This is a genomic window from Nocardia sp. NPDC059177, from assembly GCF_042755165.1.
In the GTDB taxonomy this organism is placed as follows: domain Bacteria; phylum Actinomycetota; class Actinomycetes; order Mycobacteriales; family Mycobacteriaceae; genus Nocardia.
Window position 1 is genome coordinate 555513 of sequence record NZ_JBHZBX010000001.1, and the last position, 22591, is coordinate 578103.

Sequence of the window (22591 nt, forward strand, 5' to 3'; positions counted from 1 at the left end):
CCTTTTACCGGCCGGAGGGTTAACCTCGACGTCGTGATCCCCATGCGTCGTTGCTGCCGACCCGGCTGCAAGAACCCGGCTGTAGCGACGCTGACGTATGTGTACTCCGACTCGACCGCCGTCGTCGGACCACTGGCCACCGTCGCCGAACCGCATTCCTGGGATCTGTGCGAAACCCACGCCTGCCGCATCACCGCCCCCAAGGGCTGGGAACTGGTCCGCCACGAAGGCGGGTTCTCCTCGAGCACCCCCGACGACGACGATCTGACCGCGCTGGCCGAAGCCGTCCGCGAAGCCGGCCTGCGCCGCCGCCCCGCCGACCCCGACCAGCCGGGCTACAGCGAGACCGCTCCCCCACGCACCGGCCGCACCGGCCGCCGCGGTCACCTACGCGTGCTGCCCGACCCGTAGCCGGCGTCCGCGCGAAATGCGCTCGGGTGGGTGCCTGGTCACTATCAGGTCACTACGCCGTTTAGGCTAGGTGTCATGACGACTGTCGCGCGCTCCAGCGAACTCGTGAACGCCGTGATCAAGGCTTATGACGTCCGCGGGGTGGTGGGCGAGCAGATCGACGCGAGCTTCGTCGCCGATGTCGGCGCCTCCTTCGCCCGGTTGATGCGGGCCGAGGGCGCCACCAGGATCGTGATCGGCCACGACATGCGCGAGTCGTCGCCGGAGCTGTCGCAGGCCTTCGCCGACGGCGTGCAGGCCCAGGGCCTCGATGTGGTGCACATCGGCCTGGCCTCCACCGATCAGCTCTACTTCGCCTCCGGCAGGCTCGGGTGTCCCGGCGCGATGTTCACCGCCAGTCACAACCCGGCCCGTTACAACGGCATCAAGCTGTGCCGCGCCAACGCGCTGCCGGTCGGGCAGGACACCGGCCTGGCCACCATCGCCGCCGAGATCGTCGCCGGCGTGCCCGCCTACGACGGCGCACCCGGCACCGCGACCAGCACCGACCTGCTCGCCGACTACGCGAGCTTCCTGCGCGAGCTGGTGAACCTCGACGAGATCCGCCCGCTGACCATCGCGGTCGACGCGGGCAACGGCATGGGCGGCCACACCGTGCCCGCCGTGCTCGGCACGCTGGGCCCGGTCACCATCGTGCCGCTGTACTTCGAGCTCGACGGCTCGTTCCCCAACCACGAGGCCAACCCGCTCGACCCGAAGAACCTGGTCGACCTGCAGGCGCTGGTGCGCCGCAGCGGCGCCGACATCGGCCTGGCCTTCGACGGCGACGCCGACCGCTGCTTCGTCGTCGACGAGCGCGGCGAGCCGGTCTCGCCCTCGGCGATCACCGCGCTGGTGGCCCAGCGCGAGCTGGCCAAGGAGCCGGGCGCGACGGTCATCCACAATCTGATCACCTCGCGCGCGGTGCCCGAGCTGGTCGAGGAGCTGGGCGGCAAGCCGGTGCGCACCCGCGTCGGGCACTCGTTCATCAAGCAGGAGATGGCCTCGACCGGCGCGGTGTTCGGCGGCGAGCACTCCGCGCACTACTACTTCCGCGATTTCTGGGGCGCCGATTCGGGCATGCTGGCCGCGCTGCACGTGCTGGCCGCGCTCGGGGAAGGGCAGCGCCCGGTCTCGGAGCTGATGGCCGCCTACGACGTCTACGCGGCCTCCGGGGAGATCAACTCGACCGTCGCCGACGCCGCCGAGCGCACCGCGGCGGTGCTGGCCGCCTTCGCCGACCGCACCGAATCGGTGGACCGGCTCGACGGGGTGACCGTGGATCTGGGCGCGCACGCCTGGTTCAATCTGCGCGCCTCGAATACCGAACCGCTGCTTCGGCTCAATGTCGAGGCCGGATCGCAGGCCGAAGTAAACGCCATCGTGACCGAGATCCTGAGCATCGTTCGCGCCTGACTGGGAAAATGGAACCAGTACAGGTGGAATCGCATGGTCGGTCCCGGGAATCTCACCATCGTCCGCGCCTGACTGCAATAGTGGAATCACAGACGAGACGGCGCGATGAGGGGAGGTGGACTCGGCGATGATCGCTGGAACACCGGTATTCGACCTCGACGATGCCGCGTCGCTGGAGGCGGCCGACACCGGCGGTGCGCTGCGGTCGGCGGCGTCGGGCGGTGCGCAGGTCCGCGCGACGGCGGCCGCGGTCGCCGAGGCCGCGCTGACCGAACGGCTGGGCGATCTGCGGCCGCGCAGTCTGGTGCTGGTCACCGGCTCGGGGCGGGCCGCGCGGGCCGCCGGGCTGCTGGTCGCCACCTTGGGTGACCGCGCCGGCCTGCCGATCGTGCCCGTCACCTCGCTGCCGCCGTGGGTGGGACCGCTGGACGTGGTGCTGGTCGCCGGCGACGACGCGGGCGACCCACGCCTGATCGACGCGGTGGACCGCGCGCTGCGCCGCAGCGCCGAAGTGGTGATCGCCGCGCCCAACGAGGGACCGCTGCGCGCGGTCGCCGCGGGTCGCGCGATCGTGCTGGAGCCACGGGTGCCCGTGCTCGACTACAACCGGCTGCTGCGCTTCCTCGCCGTCGGCATCGCCGTCCTGCGCGCGGTCGACGCCCAGCGCAGCGTGCCCGCCACGCCCGAGCTGAGCGCGCTGGCCGACATGCTCGACGCGGAGGCGCTGCGCGACGGCCCGCACAACGAGGTCTTCCACAACCCGGCCAAGACCCTGGCCGCCCGCATGCACGGGGTCGGCGTCGTCCTCGCCGGTGACTCCCCCGCTGCCGTCGAACTGGCCGGCCACGGCGCCGAGGTGCTGCTGCAGTCGGCGGGCAAGCTCGCCGCGGCCGCCGACCTGGCCGATGCCGTCGCCGCGGCAGGCCGGCTCACCGAGGCCGCGGGCACCGCGGCGCCCGGCTTCGACCCGCTGTTCCACGACGAGGAACTCGACGGGCCCGCGCCGGTCGACCGGGTCCGGGTACTGGCCTTGAGCGTGCACCCCGACCAGGCGGCCGCGCGCCGCAAACTGGCCGTGTTCGACGGTGCGGGCGCCGGTCTGGTCGACGCCGATCTGGTGCACGCCGATGTCGACGTCCTGCAGTCCCAGCTCGCCGAGCCCGGCGCGGCCCCCACCCAGGACAGCGGCGCGGCCACTTCCGCCGCCGGCGGCGGACACGGCAGCGAGATCGAGCAGCTGGCCGTGCTGGCCTTACGCCTGGACATGGCCGCGGCCTATCTCCGGCTCCTCGGTACGCGCGGCGCGACCGCGCCCGACCCGGACCGATTCCACGACGGGGGACGCTACTAGTGCAGGAACTCGTTGGTGCGCTGCGTTCTTACGCTTGGGGATCGCGCACCGCGCTCGCTCAGCTGTGCGGCAGGCCGGTGCCCTCGGCCCATCCCGAGGCCGAACTCTGGTTCGGCGCGCACCCGGCCGACCCCGCCCACATCAAGACCACCGACGGCAACCAGTCGCTGCTCGCGGTGGTCACCGCCGACCCGATCCGCGAGCTCGGTCCGGTCGCCGACACCTACGGCACCCGGCTGCCGTTCCTGCTGAAGATCCTGGCCGCCGAGGAGCCGCTGTCGTTGCAGGCGCATCCCAGTTCGGCGCAGGCCAAGGCCGGGTTCGAGCGGGAGAGCCGCACCGGGGTGCCGCTGGACTCGCCGATGCGCAACTACCGCGACGACAGCCACAAGCCCGAACTGGTCGTCGCGCTGGACCGGTTCGAGGCGCTCGCCGGGTTCCGCGACCCCCATCGCACCGTCGAGCTGCTGCGCGGCCTCGACGTGCCCGGCCTCAATGTCTACGCCGAACTGCTTGCCGCCCAGCCCGATTCGGCCGGGCTGCGCACGCTGTTCACCACCTGGATCACGCTGCCGGCCGCCGCGCTGTCCACCCTGCTGCCCTCGGTGCTCGAAGGCTGCGTGCGGTATCTGTCGGCGCCGGGCCCGCGCGCCTTCGCCGCCGAGGTACGCACCGCGCTGGAACTGGCCGAGGTCTACCCCGGTGACGCGGGCGTGCTCGCCGCGCTGCTGCTCAACCGGCTGACCCTCGAACCCGGCCAGGGGCTGTTCCTCGATGCCGGCAATCTGCATGCCTACCTGCGCGGGGTCGGCGTGGAGATCATGGCCAACTCCGACAATGTGCTGCGCGGCGGGCTCACTCCCAAGCACGTCGACGTGCCGGAACTGTTGCGCGTACTGGACTTCGAGCCGATCGACCTGCCGGTGATCGAGCCCGAACCCGGCACCGACGGCGCGGTGCGCTACCGCACCCCTGCCCCCGAATTCGCGCTGTGCCGTTTCGATCTGGCCGACGGCGCCGAACCCGTGGAACTCGCCGACGCCGGACCGGGCATCGTGCTGTGCACCGCGGGCACCGTCGAGCTGTACCAGGACGGGCGCATACTCACCGTCGCCTGCGGCAGCGCGGCCTGGATCTCGGCGGCCGACAGCGATATCCGCGCTCGCGCGATCCGCGGGCCCGCGCAGCTGTTCAGCGCCTGCGTGGGTACCGCGCCCTGAGCCGGGGCGCGCATTCCGGCGCGCGCCGCCTAGGCTGTTGCGGGGCACGAACGTGTTCAGCAGAGCGGAAGGGCGGGCGACATGTCGGCTGGTGGTGGTAAGAAGGCGATCGTCGCCGCGTTGACGGCCAACGCGGGCATCGCGGTGGCGAAGTTCGTCGGTGCGGTGATCACCGGATCGGCGTCGATGATGGCCGAGGCGGTGCACTCGGTGGCCGACACAGCCAACCAGGGTCTGCTGCTGTTCGGGCAGCGCGCGGCCGCCAAGGACGCCGACGAACTGCACCAGTTCGGGTACGGGCGCAACCGTTACTTCTACTCCTTCGTCGTGGCCCTGGTGCTGTTCACCCTCGGCTCGGTGTACGCGATCTACGAGGGCATCCACAAGGTCCAGCATCCCGAGGAACTGAGTCAGCCGATCGTCGCGATCGTCATCCTGGCCATCGCGATCGGGCTGGAGACCTACAGCTTCCTCACCGCGGTCCGCGAGTCCCGGCCGCTCAAGGGTTCGGCGAGCTGGTGGCGGTTCATCCGCAACTCGCGCAGCCCCGAACTGCCGGTGGTGCTGCTCGAGGACACCGGCGCGCTGATCGGTCTGCTCATCGCCTTCGCCGCGGTCGGGCTGACGGTGCTCACCGACGACCCGATCTACGACGGCATCGGCACCCTGGCCATCGGTGTGCTGCTCGGCATCATCGCGATCGTGCTGATCGTGGAGATGAAGAGCCTGCTCATCGGCGAGAGCGCCACACCGGACGAGGACCGCGCCATCCGCGAGAACCTGGTCGACGGCACGCTGATCACCTCGGTGATCCACGTGAAGTCGGAGTACATCGGCCCGGAGGAGCTGCTGGTCGCCGCCAAGGTGGCGATCGCGCCTGACCTGGATATCGCCGGGATCGCCGGGGCGATCGACGCGGCCGAGATGCGGGTGCGCGCCGCGGTACCCAACGCCCGCCTGATCTACCTGGAACCGGATCTCTACCGAACGCTGTGACATGGCGGCTGGTGCCGCGGTTCTCGGCCTTTAACCGCCGTCTCTTCCCTCCCTCCGGGCACTCCTTCGTCGCACCCTCCGGTCAGTCCAGAGACGACGGGCGGGCCGAGAACGACACACGATCAGGACCGCCCGGGTAGGGGTGCGTGGCGGGTAGCGTGCCCGGTATGGCCGAGGGTGGAGACAGCCGGATCGCGATCCTCGCCGCGCTGGGCGCGAATACCGGCATCATGATCGCGAAGTTCGTGGGCGCGTTCATCACCGGCTCGTCGGCGATGCTGGCCGAGGCGGTGCACTCGGTGGCCGACACCGGCAACGAGGCGCTGCTGCTGCTCGGGCGCAAACGGGCCGATCAGCCGCCGGACACGCTGCATCCGTTCGGATATTCGCGCAACCGGTACTTCTATTCGTTCGTCGTGGCGCTGGTGTTGTTCACGATGGGCTGCCTGTTCGCGGTGAACGAGGCGATCCACAAGATCCGGTTCCCCGAGCAGCTCGATTCACCGTCGGTCGCGATCGTGATCCTGCTGGTCTCGATGGTGCTGGAGGGTGCCAGTTTCCGGACCGCGCGCAAGCAGTCGGCGCCGCTGAAGGGCAAGCAGTCGTGGTGGCATTTCATCCGCCACACCCGCAATCCGGAACTGCCGGTGGTGCTGCTCGAGGACGCGGGCGCGTTGATCGGGCTGGTGTTCGCGCTGGCCGGGGTCGGGCTGACGATGCTCACCGGCAATGCGGTCTGGGACGGTGTCGGCACCCTGCTCATCGGTGTGCTGCTCGGCTGCAACGCGATCGTGCTGATCGTGGAGACCAAGAGCCTGCTCATCGGCGAGGGCGCGACCACCACCGACGACACAGTGATTCGCGCCGCGCTGCTCGCGGACGCGCGGATCGTGCGGGTGGTGCGGATGCAGACCCAGTACCTCGGCCCCACCGACCTGCTGGTGAACGCCAAGATCGCGATGCGGCCCGGCCTCGACATCGCCGAGGTGGGCGCGGTCGTCGAGGCCGCGGGCGGACGCATCCGGCGTGCGGCGCCGGTGGTGTGCGCGGTGTATCTGGAACCCGATGTCGTCCGGCCCGAGAACGCGGGCGCGCCTTCCTGATTCGCCGGTCAGCGGGTGCGGCGATAGGCGGGGGCGGCGCCGCGCAGCAGGTCGAGGGGGTCGGTGACGATGCCGAAGCGGGTGCGCAGCATGTGCCGGGCGGCGTGCAGTCCGGCCATGCCGTGCACGCCGGGGCCGGGCGGGGTCGACGAGGAGCACAGGTAGGCGCCGGGGATCGGGGTGGCGTAGGGGTTCCAGCGGGCCAGCGGGCGGAAGGCGGTCTGTCGCAGGGTCATCGCGCCCGCGGAGATGTCGCCGCCGACATAGTTGGCGTTGTGGTCGGGCATGAACGCGGCCGGACGCACATGGGTGGCCAGGATCAGCTCGCGGAAGCCGGGGGCGAACCGTTCGACCTGGGCGATCACGGTGTCGCTGATATCGCGGCCGGAGCCGTTGGGCACGTGGGCGTAGGTGTAGAAGGTGTGCTGCCCGGCGGGCGCCCTGGTGGTGTCGACTACGCCGGGCTGGATGGCCAGCACGTACGGGCGGTCGGCGAATCGTCCTGCGGCGACCTGTTTTTCGGCGTGCATCGCTTCCTCGCGGGTGCCGACCAGGTGCAGGGTGCCCGCCAGCTCGGCGCCCCGCGCGGTCCACGGCACCGGGCCCGACAGCGCGAAATCGACCTTGCAGGCGGCCCCGCCGTAGCGGAATCGGCCGAGCGCGGTCCGGTAGCGCGCGGGCAGGCGGTCACCGGCGATCCGGAGGAACTCTGCGGGCGAGGTGTCGAACAGGACGGTGCGGGCCTTGGCGAGTTCGGCGAACTCGTCGACGCGGTGGCCGGTGATCACCTCACCGCCGAGCCGTTCGATCTCGGCGATCAGCGCGTCCGGGATCGCCTGGCTGCCGCCGCGCGGGATGACCCAGCCGCCCGCGTGCGCGAGCGTGCCGAGCAGCAGACCCGCGCCGACCGCGGGCAGCGCGCGCGGCTGGGTGATGGCGTGGGTGGCGACGCCGGTGAGCAGGGCGGGCGCGACCGGTTCGCGAAAGCGGTTGTTCCACAGCGGGGATCCCTGTTCCAGCAGCCGCAGCCCGAACCGGACGGCGGTCGGGATCCGGACCGGCGGATGCCGCAGGTCCGACATGGCCAGCTCGACCACCTCGGGCCAGTGCTCGACCAGTGGGGCGAACAGCGCGCGCCAGGCCGGGCCGTCCACGCCGAGATCGGCCACGGTGGATTCGAGGTTGCGCCAGGCGAGTCCGGCGCTGCCACCGTCGAGCGGATGGGCGTAGGAGATCGTGGGCGCGAGCAGTTCGACGCCGTGCGCGGGAAGGTCGAAGGCACGGAAGAAGGGCGAGGCCAGGGCCATCGGGTGCGCGCCCGCGCACACGTCGTGATGGAAACCGGGCAGGGTGAGCTCGGCTGTACGCGAGCCGCCGCCCGCCTGTTCCTGGGCTTCGAGTACGCGCACCGACAGGCCGGCGCGCGCCGCGATCACCGCGGCGGCCAGGCCGTTCGGACCGGACCCGACTACTACGACCTCCGCCATCGCCGTCCTTCCGCCATCGCGCCTGCTGCTGTCTCCAACCTACGCGGGGACCGCCGCCGCGCCGAGGAGTTGTGGATCACCCCTCAGGACAGCGCCGACCACATGTCGACCAGTAGTTCGATGCGGCGCTCGCGCAATTCGGGCCGCAGCCGGCCTGCCCGGTCGAGGGTGACGATGCCGTGCAGGGCGCTCCAGGCGTCCTCGGTGCGCGCGCCGAGTTCGTCGCCGGTGGCGTTCGGGCGGAACATCACCTCGAGGCAGGCGAAGGCCTCGCGCAGCGGCTGGGGTGCGTCCAAGCCGAAGGTGAGGTCGGTGGTGAGCACGAACATGGCGTCGTAGCGGGCGGGGTTGGCCGAGGCGAAGTCGAGGTAGGCGCGGGTGACGTTCTCGATCACCGCGCGGTGCGTGCTCGCGGCATCGTGGGCGCGGCGCAGTTCCTCGGCGAGGTCGACGCAGCCTTCCAGCGCGACGGCGCCGACGATGGCGGCCTTGCCGGCGAAGTGGCTGTAGAGCACCGGCTGGCTGTATTCGATCTTGTCGGCGAGCTTGCGGATGGTGACCGCGTCCCACCCGTCCGCCTCGGCGAGTTCCCGGGCGGCGTCGACGATGCGCTGCCGCCGCTGCGCCCGTTCCCGTTCCTTGCGCAGTTGCGTACTCATGCTCGTAATTCTAGCAGCGCTAGAGATCTTTGGGCATTCGGCGGGCAACGGGGCCATTATCGACACGGAGCGTCGCGATGCAGTACCAGTGGGTAAGGTCGCGTTTCGAGTATGTCGAGGAACGAGGTCGGACGCACGATGCGACGAGGACGGCTGTCGCTCGCTGGGCAGGCCTTCGTCTGGCAGCTGGTGGTGCTGGCGCTGATGATCGGCACCGGAGCGGTGCTGGCGGTGCTCGATGCCCGCCACGACCACGATGTGGCCACCGAATTGCAGGTCAGAGACGTGGCGGTGACGGTGGCGCGAGCACCGTCCACACTGGCCGCGGTGAACTCGCCCTACCCGAGCGGGCTGCTGCAACCGACCACCGAGCGCATCCGCGCCGACACCGGCATGGACTTCATCGTGGTGATGGCCCCGGACCGCACCCGCTTCACCCACACCACCCCCGAGATGATCGGCAAGCAGTTCATCGGCAGCATCGACAAGGCACTGGCCGGGCAAACATTCACCGAGACCTACACCGGAACGCTCGGGCCCTCGATTCGCGCGGTCACCCCGGTGATGGACAACGGCCGGGTGGTCGCACTGGTCTCGGCCGGGGTCACCCGGGCCCGGATCGGCACCCAGGTCACCTCGCAGATCCCGGTGATCCTCGGGGTGTCGGCGGCCGGGCTGGCGCTGGCGGCGTTCTCCTCGTTCCTGCTCAGCCGCCGGTTGCGCCGCCAGACCCACGGACTGGCGCCCGACGAGCTGCGCTCGCTCTACGAACACCACGACGCGGTACTGCACTCCGTGCACGAGGGGCTGGTGGTGTTCGGGGAGATCCTCGGCCCGGCCGAGGTGGTCAACGACCAGGCCCGCACCCTGCTCGACCTGCCCGACGGGCCGGTGCACCGCAGCGACCTGCCGACCTCGCTGCGGCAGATGCGCTGGGGCGTGGTGCGCGACGAGACGCACGTGACCACCGACCGGGTGCTGCTGGTCAACCAGGACGTCGTCACCTGGGAGGGCAAGGCCATCGGCACCGTGCTCACCATCCGGGACCAGACCGAACTGCGTGCGGTGCTCGGCGAGCTCGATTCGGTGCGCGGCTTCGCCGAGTCGCTGCGCGCGCAGGCGCACGAGGCGGCCAACCGGCTGCACACCGTGGTCACGATGGTGGAGCTGGGCCGGCCCGAGGAGGCCGTCGCCTTCGCCACCGCCGAACTTCAGCTCTCGCAGGTACTGATCGACCGGCTGCTGGCCGCCGTCGGCGATGCCGCCCTGGCCGCGCTGTTGCTGGGCAAGGTCGACCAGGCCGCCGAGCGCGGGGTGAGCCTGGCCATCAGCGAGGACACCGCGCTGGACTCCACCGATCCGCTCTCGGCCCAGGAGACCGTCACCCTGGTCGGCAACCTGGTCGACAACGCCATCGACGCCGCCGCGGGGACCGTGGACAAGCGCGTCGAGGTGTCGGTCTGTCACCGCGACGGTGACCTCGTCGTCCAGGTCGCCGACAGCGGACCCGGCATGTCCGCCCAGATGTTCGTGCGCGCCGCCGAACGCGGCTACACCACGAAGTCCGACCATGCCGGGCTCGGCCTGGCGCTGGTGCACCGCCTCGTCGATCGGCACGGCGGCGCCATCACCACCACGGCCGCACCACACAGCGCGGTCATCGTCGAGATTCCGCTGAGGGAGACCCCATGATCCGCGTCCTGATCGTCGAGGACGAGCCGTTGATCGCCCAGGCCCACCGGGCCTATCTGGAACGCCTCGACGGTTTCGTCACCGGCGGGGTCGCCCACACCGGCCACGACGCGCTGACCCTGGCCGCCGAGGCCATCGCCGACGGCAAGCCGTTCCACCTGGTGCTCATGGACATCGGGCTGCCCGATATCAGCGGACTCGAGGTCGCCGCCGCGCTCAACAGCCTGGAACCGCGACCGGATGTCATCGCGATCACCTCCGCGCGCGAGCTCACCATGGTGCGCAACGCGGTGGCGCACGGCGTCGTGCTGTATCTGCTCAAGCCGTTCACCTTCGCCGCCTTCCGCGAGAAGCTCGAGCGCTACCGCGATTTCGACACCGCGCTCCCCGCCGGCGAGGCCGCGCTGTCGCAGTACGACATCGACCGCGCGCTCGGCGCCCTGCGCACCGCCGATCAGCGCGCGGGCGCGCCCAAAGGCGTGGTGCAGCACACCCTCGAGGAGGTGTCGCGGGCGGTGCGCTCGGCCGAGTCCGGGATCACCGCCACCGACGCGGCCGCGGTTGTCGGCGTCTCCCGCATCACCGCGTGGCGCTACCTGGAGAAACTCGCCGACGACGGCCTGGCCGAGCGCCGCGCCGACTACGGCCGCGCGGGCCGCCCGAAGACCCGCTACCGCTGGCGCGCCGGCGCGTAGTTCCGCGCGCACTTCACCGCCGAGCTACGAGCCACCCCCGAGTCCGCGTCAGGCCGGTTGGGCGGAGTCGGCGAGGTCGTCGGGGGCGCTGGTGCGTGTGACCGGGCCCAGGTCGACCGGCATGTGTTCGTAGCCGTGCAGTGTGAACAGCTTTCGCCGCACCGGCGTCCCGCGCAGGCGCAGGTCGGGGAAGCGGGTGTAGAGCGCGCGCAGGGCGTACTCGGCTTCCATGCGGGCCAGGCTCGCGCCGAGGCAGGCGTGCACGCCGCTGCTGAAGGCCACGTGGTCCTTGGCGTTCGGGCGGGAGATGTCGAAGCGATGCGGGTCGGGGAAGACGTCGGGATCACGGTTGGCGCCGGCCAGCGACACGATGATCGTCGCGCCCGCGCGTAGCCGCACGCCGTCGAGTTCGAGTGGCTCCAGAACCTGGCGGGCGGTGGTCTGCACCGGTGGGTCGAAGCGCAGGGTCTCCTCCACCACGTCGGCCCAGCGGTCGGGATCGGCCTGGGCGATGGCGAGCTGGTCGGGGTGGGCCGAGAGCGCGGCGACGGCATTGCCGATCAGGTTGACCGTGGTCTCGAAACCGGCGCCCATCAGCAGACTCGCGCTGGCCTGCAGTTCGGGCAGGCTCAGATCGCCCGAGCGCACCAGGGTGGACAGGATGTCCTCGCCGGGTTCGCGGCGCAGCTTCTCGATGTGGGCGGCCAGGTAGTCGTCCATCACCTCGATGGCCGCCATCGCGGCCTTGAAGGACTTCCACGGGGTGCCGATGTCTAGCAGCGGGGTCACCTTGTCGCCCCACTCCAGGAACAGTTCGCGGTCGGCGGCGGGGAAGCCGAGCATCTCGGCGATGATCGCGATCGGGACCCGGGCGGCGAAATCGGTGATCAGGTCCACTGATCCGTTCGACGGCATCGCGTCGAGCAGTTCGGTGGTGACCACCTCGACCCGATCACGCAACCGGCCGATGGCGCGCGGGGTGAACGCCGAGGCCACCGGTTTGCGCATCCTGGTGTGCTCGGGTGGATCGAGCACCAGCATCGACGGCGGTTCGACCGGGTTGGGCGGCACCGGCACCCGCTCGGCGGCCATCCGCACCGGGACGGGTAGTTCGTCGCCGATGGCGGGGCGCACGCCGAAGCGGCTGTCGCGCAGGATCGAGCGCACCAGCGCGTGGTCGAAGGACACGTAGGCCAGCGAGGTCTTCTGCAGTCCGCCCGGCCCGCGCAGCTGATCGATCAGCGGATACGGATCGTGCAGGCCCTGCTGCCCGTTGAGCAGGACGGCGAACGGATCGCGGCGCCGGACCTGCCAGCGCAGCACCGCCCGTGGTGTTCCGTGTTCGCCCGCCCAGCGCATCCAGTACCGCGGAATCATTCGCCACCCCTTTGTGCCGCTCTGCCGAAGGTCCACTTCCACAGTACGGACCGGCTGTGACACGCGACACGTGCCCGGGACGGACGACGGTCTCCTACCGCGGTAGGAGACGCCGCGCTCAGCGCCGGACGGTCACCCGCTCGGTGGCGACCCGATGCTCCACCGCGCCCGGATCGGGATTGACGACCTGCACCAGCGACGCACCGGCGGTCAATACCGCGATGTACCCGTCGATCAGTTCGGCCACCGATTCCCACGGCGTACTCGACAGCACCCGGTCACCGGCGGAGATCCCCTGCAGCTGCGCCGATTTCCGGGCCGCGTCGAGCACCTCGCCGACCGAGAGCCCGTCCAGGGCCGCCCGGAAACCGCCGGGCAGGAACTGATCTCCGTGCACGCGCACCGCGGTCGCGAAATCGGTGACACCCACCGGCAGCTCACGCACGGGGGTGCCCATCGCGTCCAGTGACAGCACCGCCACCTCGCCGACACCGTCGGCGTCGTCGAGCCGGTCGGGGGTGACCAGCGCGAGATCGGCGTCGGGGTCGGGGGTGAGTACCACCTCGGTGCCTGCCCACCAGCACCCGAGCAGCACCGCGGCGGTCTGCCAGTGCGCGGGCAGCAGCACCGCGACCCGGGCGCCGGGGCTGAGCGCGAACTCGTCGCGGATCAGGTTGGCGGTCTTGGCCGCCCAGTTGGCCAGCGTCAGCCCGGACAGTTCGATCCGGGCGCCGGTCGCGTCGTCGTACCAGGTGACCCGGGGTCCGGCGGGTTCGCGTTCGAGGATCGGGTCGAGAAGGGCGTCGGTCAGCGTCGAATTCGGCTCACGCATTGATCAATTCACACATTTCGGTCCGTTCTGGCCTGCGTCGATCGGCGGGGCGGGCGGTACCGGCGTCGCGGTCGCCGAGGACGAGGAGTCGAAATCGAACATGCCCGCCGCGGTCGAGCCCGGACCAGAATAGTCGCTCGCCAGGACAACGCTCACCGTATCCGCCGACAGTGACGAATCCGCGACGACGGTGAGACCACCGAGTGCCTCGGCCACCGCGGCGGCCTTCGGGTCGCCGGAGTCGGCGGCGAGCACGCGGCTCGAGCTCACGCTGCCACCGGTGTAGTTGGCCACGGTGCCCGCGCCGAAACCCTTGCCCACCAGGGCCGTGGACACCTTGCCCGCCAGTCCGGCGCTGCCGCCTGCGTTGTACACGTCGACGGTGACCGTCGACGGGTCGAGCTTCGGCGCCTGCTCGGCGGGCTCGTCGTCCTCCTCGCCGACCAGCCCGCTCACATAGGCCTGCACGGTCTTGGGCTCGACCCGCACCACCGATTCACCGGCCGAGGTCATGCTGTTGAGATCGGCGACCGGGATCGTGTCGAATTCCACCTCGCCGCCGGAGAGATCCTTGAGCTGCTGCAGGAACGCCAGCACGTCCCAGTCCTCGTCGAGCACGACGGTGCGCCCGACCGCCTCGCTGATATCGCTGAGTTTGCCCGGGTTGGCCAGGATCCTGGCGTTGAGCAACTGCCCGACGAGCTGGGCCATGAACACCTGCTGGCGCACGATCCGGTCGATGTCGCCGCGCTGGAGCCCGTGGCGCTGGCGCACGAAGCTCAGCGCCTGCTGCCCGTCGAGGCGCTGCTGCCCCGCGGGGAAGTCCGCGCCCGACAGCGGTTCGTCCACCGCCTCGTTCAGGCACACCTCGACGCCGCCGACGGCATCGGTGAGCAGCACGAAGCCGAGCAGGCTGACCTCGGCGTAGTGGTCGACGGTGATCCCGGTGAGGGTGGCGACCGACTTGATCAGCGCCTGCCTGCCCGCTTTGGTCGACGCACGTTCGGCCTCGGCCTGGGAACTGCCCTTGTCCAGCAGTTTCGCGCGTTCGGTCTCTTTGGTGGCGCCGTAGGCGGAGTTGATCTTGGCCTTGCCCTGGCCCGGCACGTCGACATAGGAGTCGCGCGGGATGGAGATGGCGGTGGCCGAGCGGCCGTCGTTGGGCACCCGGACCAGCACGATGGTGTCGGTATTGGTGCCGACTTCGTCACCGGCGTGCAGCATGTTGCGTTCGGCGGTGGTGAGCGGATTGCCGTGCGCGTCGGTGCGGCTGTCGACGCCGACGAGCAGGATGTCGACCGCGCCGTCGCGTCCACCACCCAGGCCGAGATCACCGATCCGGTCGATATTGGCGATCAGGTTGTCGACACTGCGCCAAGCGAATCCGGTGAGCGCCAGCACCAGCACCGCCGAGATCGCCACCATGAGCTTCGCCGGACCGACCGTACCCATGGGCGTGCTGACCGCCGGTGACCGTGTCGACTCTCGCACTCGTGCATCCTCTCGACGAACTCCGCGCCCGGTTCCGCACCATCCTCAGAAGTGAAGCTAACCAACAGTTACCACAGTCGAGCCGGACTTCGGGTGCCCCGGCGTGCCAGACTGGCCGCGTGAACGCCGATTTCCCCGCCCCCGCTCGCCTGATCGTAACGGGCGCAGGTGGTCTGCTGGGTCGAGAAATACTGCGACTCGCCCCCGAGTCGGTGGGTTTGGGACGCAGCGAACTCGACATCACCGACCGGGCCGCCGTCGATGCCGTGCTGACTCCCGGTGCGGTGGTGCTGAACTGCGCGGCCTACACCGCCGTCGATGCCGCCGAGACCGACCGCGACGCCGCCTTCGCCGCCAACGCGACCGGCCCCGCCGTGCTGGCCACGGCCTGTGCGGCGGCCGGCGCGCGACTGATCCACGTCTCCACCGATTACGTCTTCCCCGGCACCGCGCGCACGCCCTACGAACCCGGCGACCCGACCGGTCCGGCCACCGTCTACGGCGCGTCGAAGCTGGCGGGCGAACAGGCTGTGCTCGCCGCGCACCCGGGCGCGCAGGTGGTGCGCACAGCCTGGGTGTACTCCGGTGTCGAGGGGGATTTCGTCGCGACCATGCGCCGCCTCGAACGCGAACGCGACACCGTCACCGTGGTGAACGACCAGCTCGGCTCCCCCACCAGCGCCGCCGATCTGGCCGCCGCGCTGCTGGAACTGAGCACCCGCCCGGATGCTCCGCGGGTGCTGCACGCCACCAATTCCGGCGCCGCGACCTGGTTCGACCTGGCCGTCGCGGTGTTCACCGAGCTCGGCGCCGACCCGGCCAGGGTGCTGCCGTGCGACTCCAGTTCCTTCCCCAGTCGCACGCCGCGCCCTTCCTATTCGGTGCTCTCCCCGGCCGCCTGGAACGCGGCCGGGCTCACCCCGCTGCGGTCCTGGCGGCCCGCACTCACCGACGCACTCGGCCGCTTGTCCGGCTAGGCTCCGCAGTCGTGAACGCAGCCGACGCAGCCGATTCTCCAGCCCCCGCGAGCCTCGCGGTCGTCACGGTGACCTATTCGCCGGGCGAGCACCTCGAGCACTTCATCACCACCCTGGCCGACGCCACCAGCGAGAAGCCGCAGGTGATCCTGGCCGACAACGGGTCCACCGACGGTGTGCCCGAGCTCGTCGCCGAGGCCAACGCGCACGTGCGACTGCTGCCCACCGGCGGCAATATCGGCTACGGCGGCGCCATCAACCGCGCCGTCGCCGAGATCGACCCCTCGATCGAATTCGTGATCCTGGCCAACCCGGACATCCGCTGGGGCGTCGATTCCATCGACAAGATGCTCGCGGCGGCCCAGCGCTGGCCCCGCGCGGGCGCGATCGGGCCGATGGTCCGCGAGCCCGACGGCAGCATCTACCCGTCGGCGCGGCGCGTCCCCGGCCTCGCCGACGGCGCGGGCCATGCCGTGCTGGGCAGCATCTGGCCGAAGAACCCCTGGTCGGTGCGCTACCGCCAGGAGAACGAGCAGGTCTCCGAGCGGATCGTTGGCTGGCTGTCGGGCTCGTGCCTGCTGGTGCGCCGGGCCGCCTTCGACACCATCGACGGTTTCGACTCCCGCTACTTCATGTACATGGAGGATGTGGACTTCGGTGACCGCATGGGCAAGGCGGGCTGGCACAATGTGTTCGTCCCCGACGCCGAGGTGACCCACGCCAAGGGTCACGCCGCGGGCAAGCACCCGGAACTGATGCTGCCCGCCCACCACGCGAGCGCCTACCGCTTCCAGGCCGACCGGCATCCGCACTGGTGGCAGGCGCCGTTGCGGGGCGCGCTGCGCGCCGGACTTGCGGTTCGCTCCAGGATTGCGGTTCGATCGGCGCTGCGCGAGAAAGCGCGAACCAACTCCTGAGTAGGGGTCGGTCCACTGTGAACAGGGGAAACTCGATGGCAGGCAATGCAGGCACCGACGCGGTCATCCTCGTCGGCGGACAGGGCACGCGGCTGCGTCCGCTCACCCTCTCGGCGCCCAAGCCGATGCTGCCGACGGCCGGGCTGCCCTTCCTGACCCACCTGCTGGCCCGCATCGCCGAGGCCGGGATCACCCATGTGGTGCTGGGCACCTCGTTCAAGGCCGAGGTGTTCGAGGAGCACTTCGGTGACGGCGCCGAGCTCGGGCTCGAGCTCGAGTACGTCACCGAGACCGAGCCCCTCGGTACCGGCGGCGGTATCCGCAATGTGCTGCCCAAGCTGCGCGCGGACAATGTGATGGTGTTCAACGGTGACGTGCTCGGCGGTACCGACCTGGGTGCGATCCTCGACACCCACGAGAAGTCCAACGCCGATGTCACCCTGCATCTGGTCCGGGTCAGCGACCCGCGTGCCTTCGGCTGTGTGCCGACCGATGCCGACGGGCGGGTCACCGCGTTCCTGGAGAAGACCCAGGATCCGCCGACCGACCAGATCAACGCGGGTTGCTATGTGTTCCGCCGCGAGTACATCGAGAAGATCCCGACCGGTCGCCCGGTCTCGGTCGAGCGCGAGGTCTTCCCCGCGCTGCTGGCCGAGGGCGCGCGGGTGCAGGGCCATGTCGACGCCTCCTACTGGCGCGATATGGGCACCCCGGAGGACTTCGTGCGCGGTTCGGCCGACCTGGTGCGCGGCATCGCGCCCTCGCCCGCGCTGCCGGGCCAGCGGGGCGAGTCGCTGGTGCATCCCGGTGCGGGTGTCGCGCCGGGCGCGCTGCTGATCGGCGGCACGGTGGTCGGACGCGGTGCCGAGATCGGTGCCGGTGCGCGGCTGGACGGCGCGGTGATCTTCGACGGCGCGGTCGTGGAGGCGGGCGCGACGGTCGAACGCTCGATCGTCGGCTTCGGTGCCCGGATCGGTCCGCGCGCGCTGGTGCGCGACGGCGTCATCGGTGACGGCGCCAATGTCGGCGCGCGCTGCGAACTGCTGCGCGGGGCCCGGGTGTGGCCGGGTGTGGAGATCCCCGACGGCGGCATCCGCTTCTCGACCGACGTGTAGCCGGCCTCAGACCGGAGTGAGCCGCGCCGCGACGGCGCGGTGGTCGGGGCCGGGCAGGCGCAGCACCGACGCGGTGCCGACCGCGAAGCCACGCACCAGGATGTGGTCGAGGCGGGTCAGCGGGAGCGCGGCGGGCCAGGTGAAGTTCGCGCCGGGGGCGGCGATGTCGAGGGTGCGCTGGTAGCCGGGGGCGAAGCCGGGCCAGTTCCGGTCGGTGCTCGCGGTGTTGAAGTCACCGGCCACGATCACCCGCGCGGCCGGGTCCGCGTCCAGTTGCCGGGACAGCGTGCTCAGTCCCCGGTCGCGGGTGCCGGTGTCCCACGGGCGGATCGAGGGCAGGTGCACGACATAGACCGCCAGCTCACCGTCCGGTATCCGCACCTGGGCGCGCAGCCCGCGATCCCAGTCCAGGCCGACGTCGGCGACGCTCGTGCCGGTGATCGGGTATCTGCTCCACAGCGCGACGGTGCCCACCTCGGTGCGATGCGGGTAGGCCGCGTCGAGTACGCGGCGTACCTCGTCGCGGCTCTCGCCGGTGAGTTCCTGCACGCCGATCAGGTCGGCGCCGGTGGCGGCGAGGGCGTGCGCGGTGGCGGCGGGGGAACCGTTGGCGGCGAACAGGTTCTGGGTGACCACCCGGATCTGTCCCGGCTCGGGTGCCGCGCGGACCGCGGGCGCCACCCACGCTCCGAACAGCTGCGCCCAGGCCAGCAGCGGAATCACCAGGGCGGCCACCCCGCCCGGGCAGCGGCACACCAGGGCGACCAGCGCCAGTAGCGCGACCGGGATGCCGAGCCATGGCGCGGCGATGGCCAGCACGACGCCGAGGCCTCCGGGCACGACGCCGTACCCGAGCAGCGCGGCGGTGCACAGCGCTGCCACACCGGCGAAGGCCAGGGTGCGCGGTGATCGTCTCGTTCTCATGATGCTCACGCTGGTCGGCGCGGATGAGAGCTGGATGAGAAAAGCGCAGGTACGCGCGCCGTATGATCCGGAACGTGCGGGTACTGGTGGTCGACGACGAAGCCGCGGTGCGGGACGCACTGGTCCGGGCGCTGACCGCCGAGGGATACCAGACGCGCTCGGCCACCGACGGCGGCGCCGCGCTGGAGACGATCGCCCGATGGCTGCCGGAGGTGGTGGTGCTCGATGTGGCGATGCCCTTCACCGACGGGCTGAGCACCTGCCGGACCCTGCGGGCGCGCGGCGACCGGACCCCGATTCTCATGCTGACCGCCCGGGACGCGGTGGCCGACCGGATCGCCGGTCTCGACGCGGGGGCCGACGACTATCTCGTCAAACCCTTCGACCTGGACGAACTGCTCGCCCGGGTACGCGCTCTGGTCCGCCGCACCTATCCCGAGGACGACGCGGTGCTGTCCGCGGGCGACCTGGTCATGGATACCGCCGCGCATACGCTGCGCCGGGGAACCCGCGACATCGACCTCAGCCGCACCGAATTCGCGCTGCTCGAGGTGCTGTTGCGCAATGCCGGGCAGACGCTGGCCCGCGAAACGCTCATCGACCGCGTCTGGGGCAGGCAGTCCTCCAATTCGCTCGAGGTCTACATCCGCTACCTGCGCCGCAAGGTGGAAGCCGAGGGTGAGCCGACGCTCATCCACACCGTGCGCGGTGTCGGCTACCGGCTCGGTGGCGGATGAGGCGGCTGGGCCTGCGCGGCCGCATCGCCGTGTTCTTCGTGCTCGCCATGACGGTCGCGCTGGCCGGGATGGGGGTCGCGGCCTATGTGGTGGTCGGGCACGAACTCGACAGTGCGGTGGATCTGGGGCTGCGGCGCCAGGCCACCCGCATCGTGCGGCAATATCCGGTGGAGCCGTCGGTGGCGGCCATGCCGGACTCGTGTCAGTACCTGACCGCGCCCAGCTGTGTGCAGGTGGTGGCCGCGGACGGCACCATCGAATCCGCGGGCGAGCCGGGATTCACGCTGCCCGTCGACGCCGGAACGCAGGCGGTGGCGGCGGGGACGGCGCCGGCATTCTTCACCGATATCACCCTCGACGGCCACCGCATGCGCATGTACACCACCGCCCTGGCCCCGGGCAGCGCGGTCCAGGTGGCGCAACGTTCGGAGACGGTCGACACCGGGCTGCGGCGAGTCGGTATCGCCCTGCTCGCCGCCGCGGCCGCGGGCACGCTGCTGGCGGCGGGACTCGGGCTGATCCTGGCCCGGCGCGCGCTCGCGCCGGTCGTCACGCTGACCGAGGCCGCCGAGCGGGTGGCGCGCACCAGGGATCCGCAGCAGCACATCGCCGTCTCCGGCGCCGACGAGGTCGCCCGGCTCGGCGCCACCGTCAATACGATGCTCGATGAGCTCGACGCGGCCCTCACCGCCGAACGCGACGCGCGCGCGGCCCAGCGGCGGTTGATCGCCGACACCTCCCACGAACTACGCACCCCGCTGACCGCGCTGCGCATGAACATCGACCTCCTGCGCCGGACCGAGCCCGCCTCCGAGACGACGGCCGCGCTCCGCGTGCAGGCCGAAGAACTGTCCGGCCTGGTCACCGACCTGATTGACCTCGCCCGCGCCGACGACCCGGCCGCCCAGCGGGAGACCCTCGAGGACCTGCGCCTGGACACCCTCGTCGAGGAATGCCTGTCCACCGCCGGCAGACATTGGCCCACCGTCGATTTCCGGACCCAGCTCGAGCCGACCACCGTGCGCGGCGCCGCGGCACGCCTGTCGCGAGCCGTCACCAACCTGCTCGACAATGCCGCCAAGTTCAGCCCATCCGGCGAGCCGGTGCGCGTGCGGCTGACCGACCGCAGGCTCACCGTCCGCGACGCCGGACCGGGCATCCCCGCCGCCGACGCGCCGCACGTCTTCGACCGCTTCTACCGCTCCCCCACCGCGCGCACGACTCCGGGCCACGGACTGGGTCTGGCGATCGTCGCCCAGGTCGCCGAGCTGCACGGCGCGCGCGTCGGCGTCGACTCCGTGCCCGGTGACGGCGCGGAGTTCTTTCTCGCGTTCCCCGACCTCAGCTGAAGCCGACCGCCTGATCGCCCCAGGCCGAGTGCAGGTCGGCGTCGGGGTTGTCGACGACGCGGTCGATGGTGTCGATGAGCAGGGTGGTCCGGTCGGCGGGGCGGTAGTGCGGCCAGTGCTTGGAGCCGTCCAGGGCGGCGGGCACGCCGTGTTCGGCGAAGGCGAGCCAGCGCCGCTGCATCCGTCCCGACACCGCGACCGAGGCCTTGCGCCCGCCGAGCCAGAAGGTCGGGTCGTGGTTGAGGGTGCCGAAATTGCCGAAGACGTACGGCAGTTCGGTGGCGTGCCCGGCGCCGACGCGGGCCGCCTTGAGCATCGGCGTGGCGTAGTCGAAGCGGTACATCCAAGTCGGTGAGTGCTGGGCGTGCGCCTCGGCCACCCAGGCGGCAGGCATCCGGAAGGCCGCGTCGGTCGACATTGCCAGCGCGCCCCGGGTTTTCGTGAGATCCGGGTAGGCGGAGGTGATCTCGGCGATCCGCTCGGGTCCCAGCTCCGGATGCGAGGCCGCGACATCGCGCAGCATCGCGTTCACCGCGTCGGGTGTCACCGGCATGATCGGCGAGCGCAGCACCCGGAACAGCGAGGCTTCGTCGCGATTGGTCCCGATCAGCAGCGGCACCCGGTGCGAGCGTCCCTGCTGGAAGCGGTCGATCGGATAGCCGGGCAGCAGCTCACCGTCGACGACCGGCGCGGCGGCGAGCCTGCCCGGTTCCTTGATCGGTACCTCGTCCAGCAGCACGGCACCGATCTCGACGAGCCGCTCGACCGGCAGTTCCAGCAGCCGGTCGACGTCGCCGGGACCGAGTTCGAGCAGTTCCAGATACCGCTGGGCGACCAGCGCGGCCCGCTCCTGCCCGAACACCGTGGTCGCGGGCGGGCTCTGCGCGATGGCCTTGTGGAACAGGCCGGCCGCGGCGGGCGCGGTGAGCAGGGCGGTCACGCAGCCCGCGCCGGAGGATTCGCCGAAGACCGTCACATTGCCCGGATCACCGCCGAACGCGGCGATATTGTCGCGAACCCAAGCCAGTGCGGCGAGCTGGTCGTGCAGGCCCAGATTGGCGGTGAACCGGTCACCGAACGACGACAGGTCCAGGAACCCGAAGACGCCGAGCCGGTAGTTGACCGAGACCACCACCACCTCGCCCGCCTCGGCGAGTTTGCGGCCGTCGTAGATGGTCTGCGCGGCGGTGCCCAGGCAGTAGGCGCCGCCGTGCAGCCACACCATGACCGGGCGCGGTTCGGCGTCCGGATCGGGCCGCGGCGACCAGACATTGAGCCACAGGCAGTCCTCGCCCATCTGCAGATCCGAGTCGACGGGCACCATCGCGCCCATGGCCTGCGGCGCGATGTCACCGGAGACCACACAGTCGCGCACGCCATCCCAGGGCTGCGGCGCACGGGGCCTCGCGAAACGGTGCGCTCCGGTGGCCGGCGCGGCGTAGGGGATGCTGCGCCACACCGCGACCGGGCCGTCCCAGCTGCCACCGACCGTGCCGTACTGGGTGCGCGCCACCGGGTCGGACTCCCTGGACTGGACCTCGGGCTCGATATCGGGCTGAATGCTCATCGCACACCTCCTCGCCGGCGCGACCACGCGGGTACCTGTGTATTTGCTCCCGCAGGTCGCAGCACCTGGTGACTCACTACGAGCGTACGTGCGCCCACCCCCGATAGGCCCCCAACGCACCATTTCCGCAGGTAACAGTTACTCCGTGGAACACCCCGAAGCCGCTGGACACGACGCTGCCCAGCGGTCACGAAGTGGATTCGGCCACCCCTGCCCGCGGCGCCGGTCCCCGGACG

20 protein-coding genes are annotated in these 22591 nt (G+C 71.0%); 13 read left to right on the forward strand and 7 right to left on the reverse strand.

What is annotated here, in order from left to right; translation table 11 throughout:
• The first annotated feature begins 42 nt into the window (after positions 1-42).
• The 6 genes from ACFXK0_RS02570 (at position 43) to ACFXK0_RS02595 (ending at position 6536) form a co-directional block, all read left to right on the forward strand.
• A complete protein-coding gene (locus tag ACFXK0_RS02570) occupies positions 43-411 on the forward strand; it encodes a DUF3499 domain-containing protein (RefSeq protein ID WP_379408071.1) in 369 nt (122 codons plus the stop codon).
• Positions 412-486: 75 nt separating this feature from the next.
• Positions 487-1866, forward strand: coding sequence for a phosphomannomutase/phosphoglucomutase (locus tag ACFXK0_RS02575; protein WP_379407903.1), 1380 nt, complete (start codon positions 487-489; stop codon positions 1864-1866).
• Positions 1867-1993: 127 nt separating this feature from the next.
• Positions 1994-3217 (forward strand): tobH protein, encoded by a 1224-nt coding sequence (locus ACFXK0_RS02580; RefSeq protein ID WP_379407904.1) that lies wholly within the window; start codon positions 1994-1996, stop codon positions 3215-3217.
• A complete protein-coding gene (gene manA, locus ACFXK0_RS02585) occupies positions 3217-4437 on the forward strand; it encodes a mannose-6-phosphate isomerase, class I (RefSeq protein WP_379407906.1) in 1221 nt (406 codons plus the stop codon). Before ACFXK0_RS02580 ends, manA begins: the two co-directional genes overlap by 1 nt.
• An 81-nt stretch (positions 4438-4518) precedes the next feature.
• On the forward strand, positions 4519-5433 hold the full coding sequence (locus ACFXK0_RS02590) for a cation diffusion facilitator family transporter (protein ID WP_379407907.1): 915 nt from the start codon (positions 4519-4521) through the stop codon (positions 5431-5433).
• A gap of 167 nt (positions 5434-5600) precedes the next feature.
• Positions 5601-6536: a cation diffusion facilitator family transporter gene (locus tag ACFXK0_RS02595; RefSeq protein ID WP_379407908.1), complete on the forward strand. Its 936-nt coding sequence runs from the start codon at positions 5601-5603 to the stop codon at positions 6534-6536.
• Between the two features lie 8 nt (positions 6537-6544).
• Here the strand turns inward: ACFXK0_RS02595 and ACFXK0_RS02600 are convergent, their stop codons facing one another.
• The gene (locus ACFXK0_RS02600) at positions 6545-8023 is read right to left on the reverse strand and encodes a phytoene desaturase family protein (RefSeq protein WP_379407910.1); all 1479 of its coding nucleotides are present in this window, start codon (positions 8021-8023) and stop codon (positions 6545-6547) included.
• Between the two features lie 83 nt (positions 8024-8106).
• Positions 8107-8682: a TetR/AcrR family transcriptional regulator gene (locus ACFXK0_RS02605; protein ID WP_379407911.1), complete on the reverse strand. Its 576-nt coding sequence runs from the start codon at positions 8680-8682 to the stop codon at positions 8107-8109.
• 138 nt (positions 8683-8820) lie between these two features.
• On the opposite strand from ACFXK0_RS02605, the gene ACFXK0_RS02610 reads away from it, so the two are divergent.
• Entirely contained in the window at positions 8821-10374 is a 1554-nt protein-coding gene (locus ACFXK0_RS02610) for an ATP-binding protein (RefSeq protein WP_379407913.1), read from the forward strand.
• The gene (locus ACFXK0_RS02615; protein ID WP_379407914.1) at positions 10371-11069 is read left to right on the forward strand and encodes a response regulator; all 699 of its coding nucleotides are present in this window, start codon (positions 10371-10373) and stop codon (positions 11067-11069) included. Before ACFXK0_RS02610 ends, ACFXK0_RS02615 begins: the two co-directional genes overlap by 4 nt.
• A gap of 48 nt (positions 11070-11117) precedes the next feature.
• Here ACFXK0_RS02615 and ACFXK0_RS02620 read toward each other — a convergent pair whose 3' ends face one another.
• The 3 genes from ACFXK0_RS02620 to ACFXK0_RS02630 form a co-directional block, all read right to left on the reverse strand.
• Positions 11118-12446: a cytochrome P450 gene (locus ACFXK0_RS02620; RefSeq protein WP_379407915.1), complete on the reverse strand. Its 1329-nt coding sequence runs from the start codon at positions 12444-12446 to the stop codon at positions 11118-11120.
• Positions 12447-12564: 118 nt separating this feature from the next.
• Positions 12565-13278, reverse strand: a complete 714-nt coding sequence (locus ACFXK0_RS02625) for a TIGR03089 family protein (RefSeq protein ID WP_379407916.1) — start codon at positions 13276-13278, stop codon at positions 12565-12567.
• A gap of 3 nt (positions 13279-13281) precedes the next feature.
• Positions 13282-14730, reverse strand: coding sequence for an LCP family protein (locus tag ACFXK0_RS02630; RefSeq protein ID WP_379408072.1), 1449 nt, complete (start codon positions 14728-14730; stop codon positions 13282-13284).
• Between the two features lie 158 nt (positions 14731-14888).
• Here ACFXK0_RS02630 and rfbD point away from each other — a divergent pair, with 158 nt between their 5' ends.
• The 3 genes from rfbD to ACFXK0_RS02645 are packed head-to-tail and all read left to right on the forward strand — an operon-like array spanning position 14889 to position 17778.
• Positions 14889-15746: a dTDP-4-dehydrorhamnose reductase gene (rfbD, locus tag ACFXK0_RS02635; RefSeq protein WP_379407917.1), complete on the forward strand. Its 858-nt coding sequence runs from the start codon at positions 14889-14891 to the stop codon at positions 15744-15746.
• A gap of 11 nt (positions 15747-15757) precedes the next feature.
• Entirely contained in the window at positions 15758-16663 is a 906-nt protein-coding gene (locus tag ACFXK0_RS02640; protein WP_379407919.1) for a glycosyltransferase family 2 protein, read from the forward strand.
• A gap of 35 nt (positions 16664-16698) precedes the next feature.
• Entirely contained in the window at positions 16699-17778 is a 1080-nt protein-coding gene (locus tag ACFXK0_RS02645; RefSeq protein ID WP_379407921.1) for a sugar phosphate nucleotidyltransferase, read from the forward strand.
• 6 nt (positions 17779-17784) lie between these two features.
• Here ACFXK0_RS02645 and ACFXK0_RS02650 read toward each other — a convergent pair whose 3' ends face one another.
• The gene (locus ACFXK0_RS02650) at positions 17785-18702 is read right to left on the reverse strand and encodes an endonuclease/exonuclease/phosphatase family protein (RefSeq protein WP_379407922.1); all 918 of its coding nucleotides are present in this window, start codon (positions 18700-18702) and stop codon (positions 17785-17787) included.
• 74 nt (positions 18703-18776) lie between these two features.
• Between ACFXK0_RS02650 and ACFXK0_RS02655 the strand changes: the two genes are divergently transcribed.
• Both ACFXK0_RS02655 and ACFXK0_RS02660 read left to right on the forward strand, forming a co-directional pair.
• The gene (locus tag ACFXK0_RS02655) at positions 18777-19439 is read left to right on the forward strand and encodes a response regulator transcription factor (RefSeq protein ID WP_379407924.1); all 663 of its coding nucleotides are present in this window, start codon (positions 18777-18779) and stop codon (positions 19437-19439) included.
• Positions 19436-20788, forward strand: coding sequence for an ATP-binding protein (locus ACFXK0_RS02660; protein ID WP_379407926.1), 1353 nt, complete (start codon positions 19436-19438; stop codon positions 20786-20788). Before ACFXK0_RS02655 ends, ACFXK0_RS02660 begins: the two co-directional genes overlap by 4 nt.
• On the opposite strand, the gene ACFXK0_RS02665 is transcribed toward ACFXK0_RS02660, so the two are convergent.
• Positions 20781-22355 carry a carboxylesterase/lipase family protein gene (locus ACFXK0_RS02665; RefSeq protein WP_379407927.1) on the reverse strand — a complete coding sequence of 525 codons (1575 nt, stop codon included), beginning with the start codon at positions 22353-22355 and terminating at the stop codon, positions 20781-20783. The two genes, ACFXK0_RS02660 and ACFXK0_RS02665, sit on opposite strands and share 8 nt — an antisense overlap.
• Positions 22356-22591 lie beyond the last annotated feature (236 nt).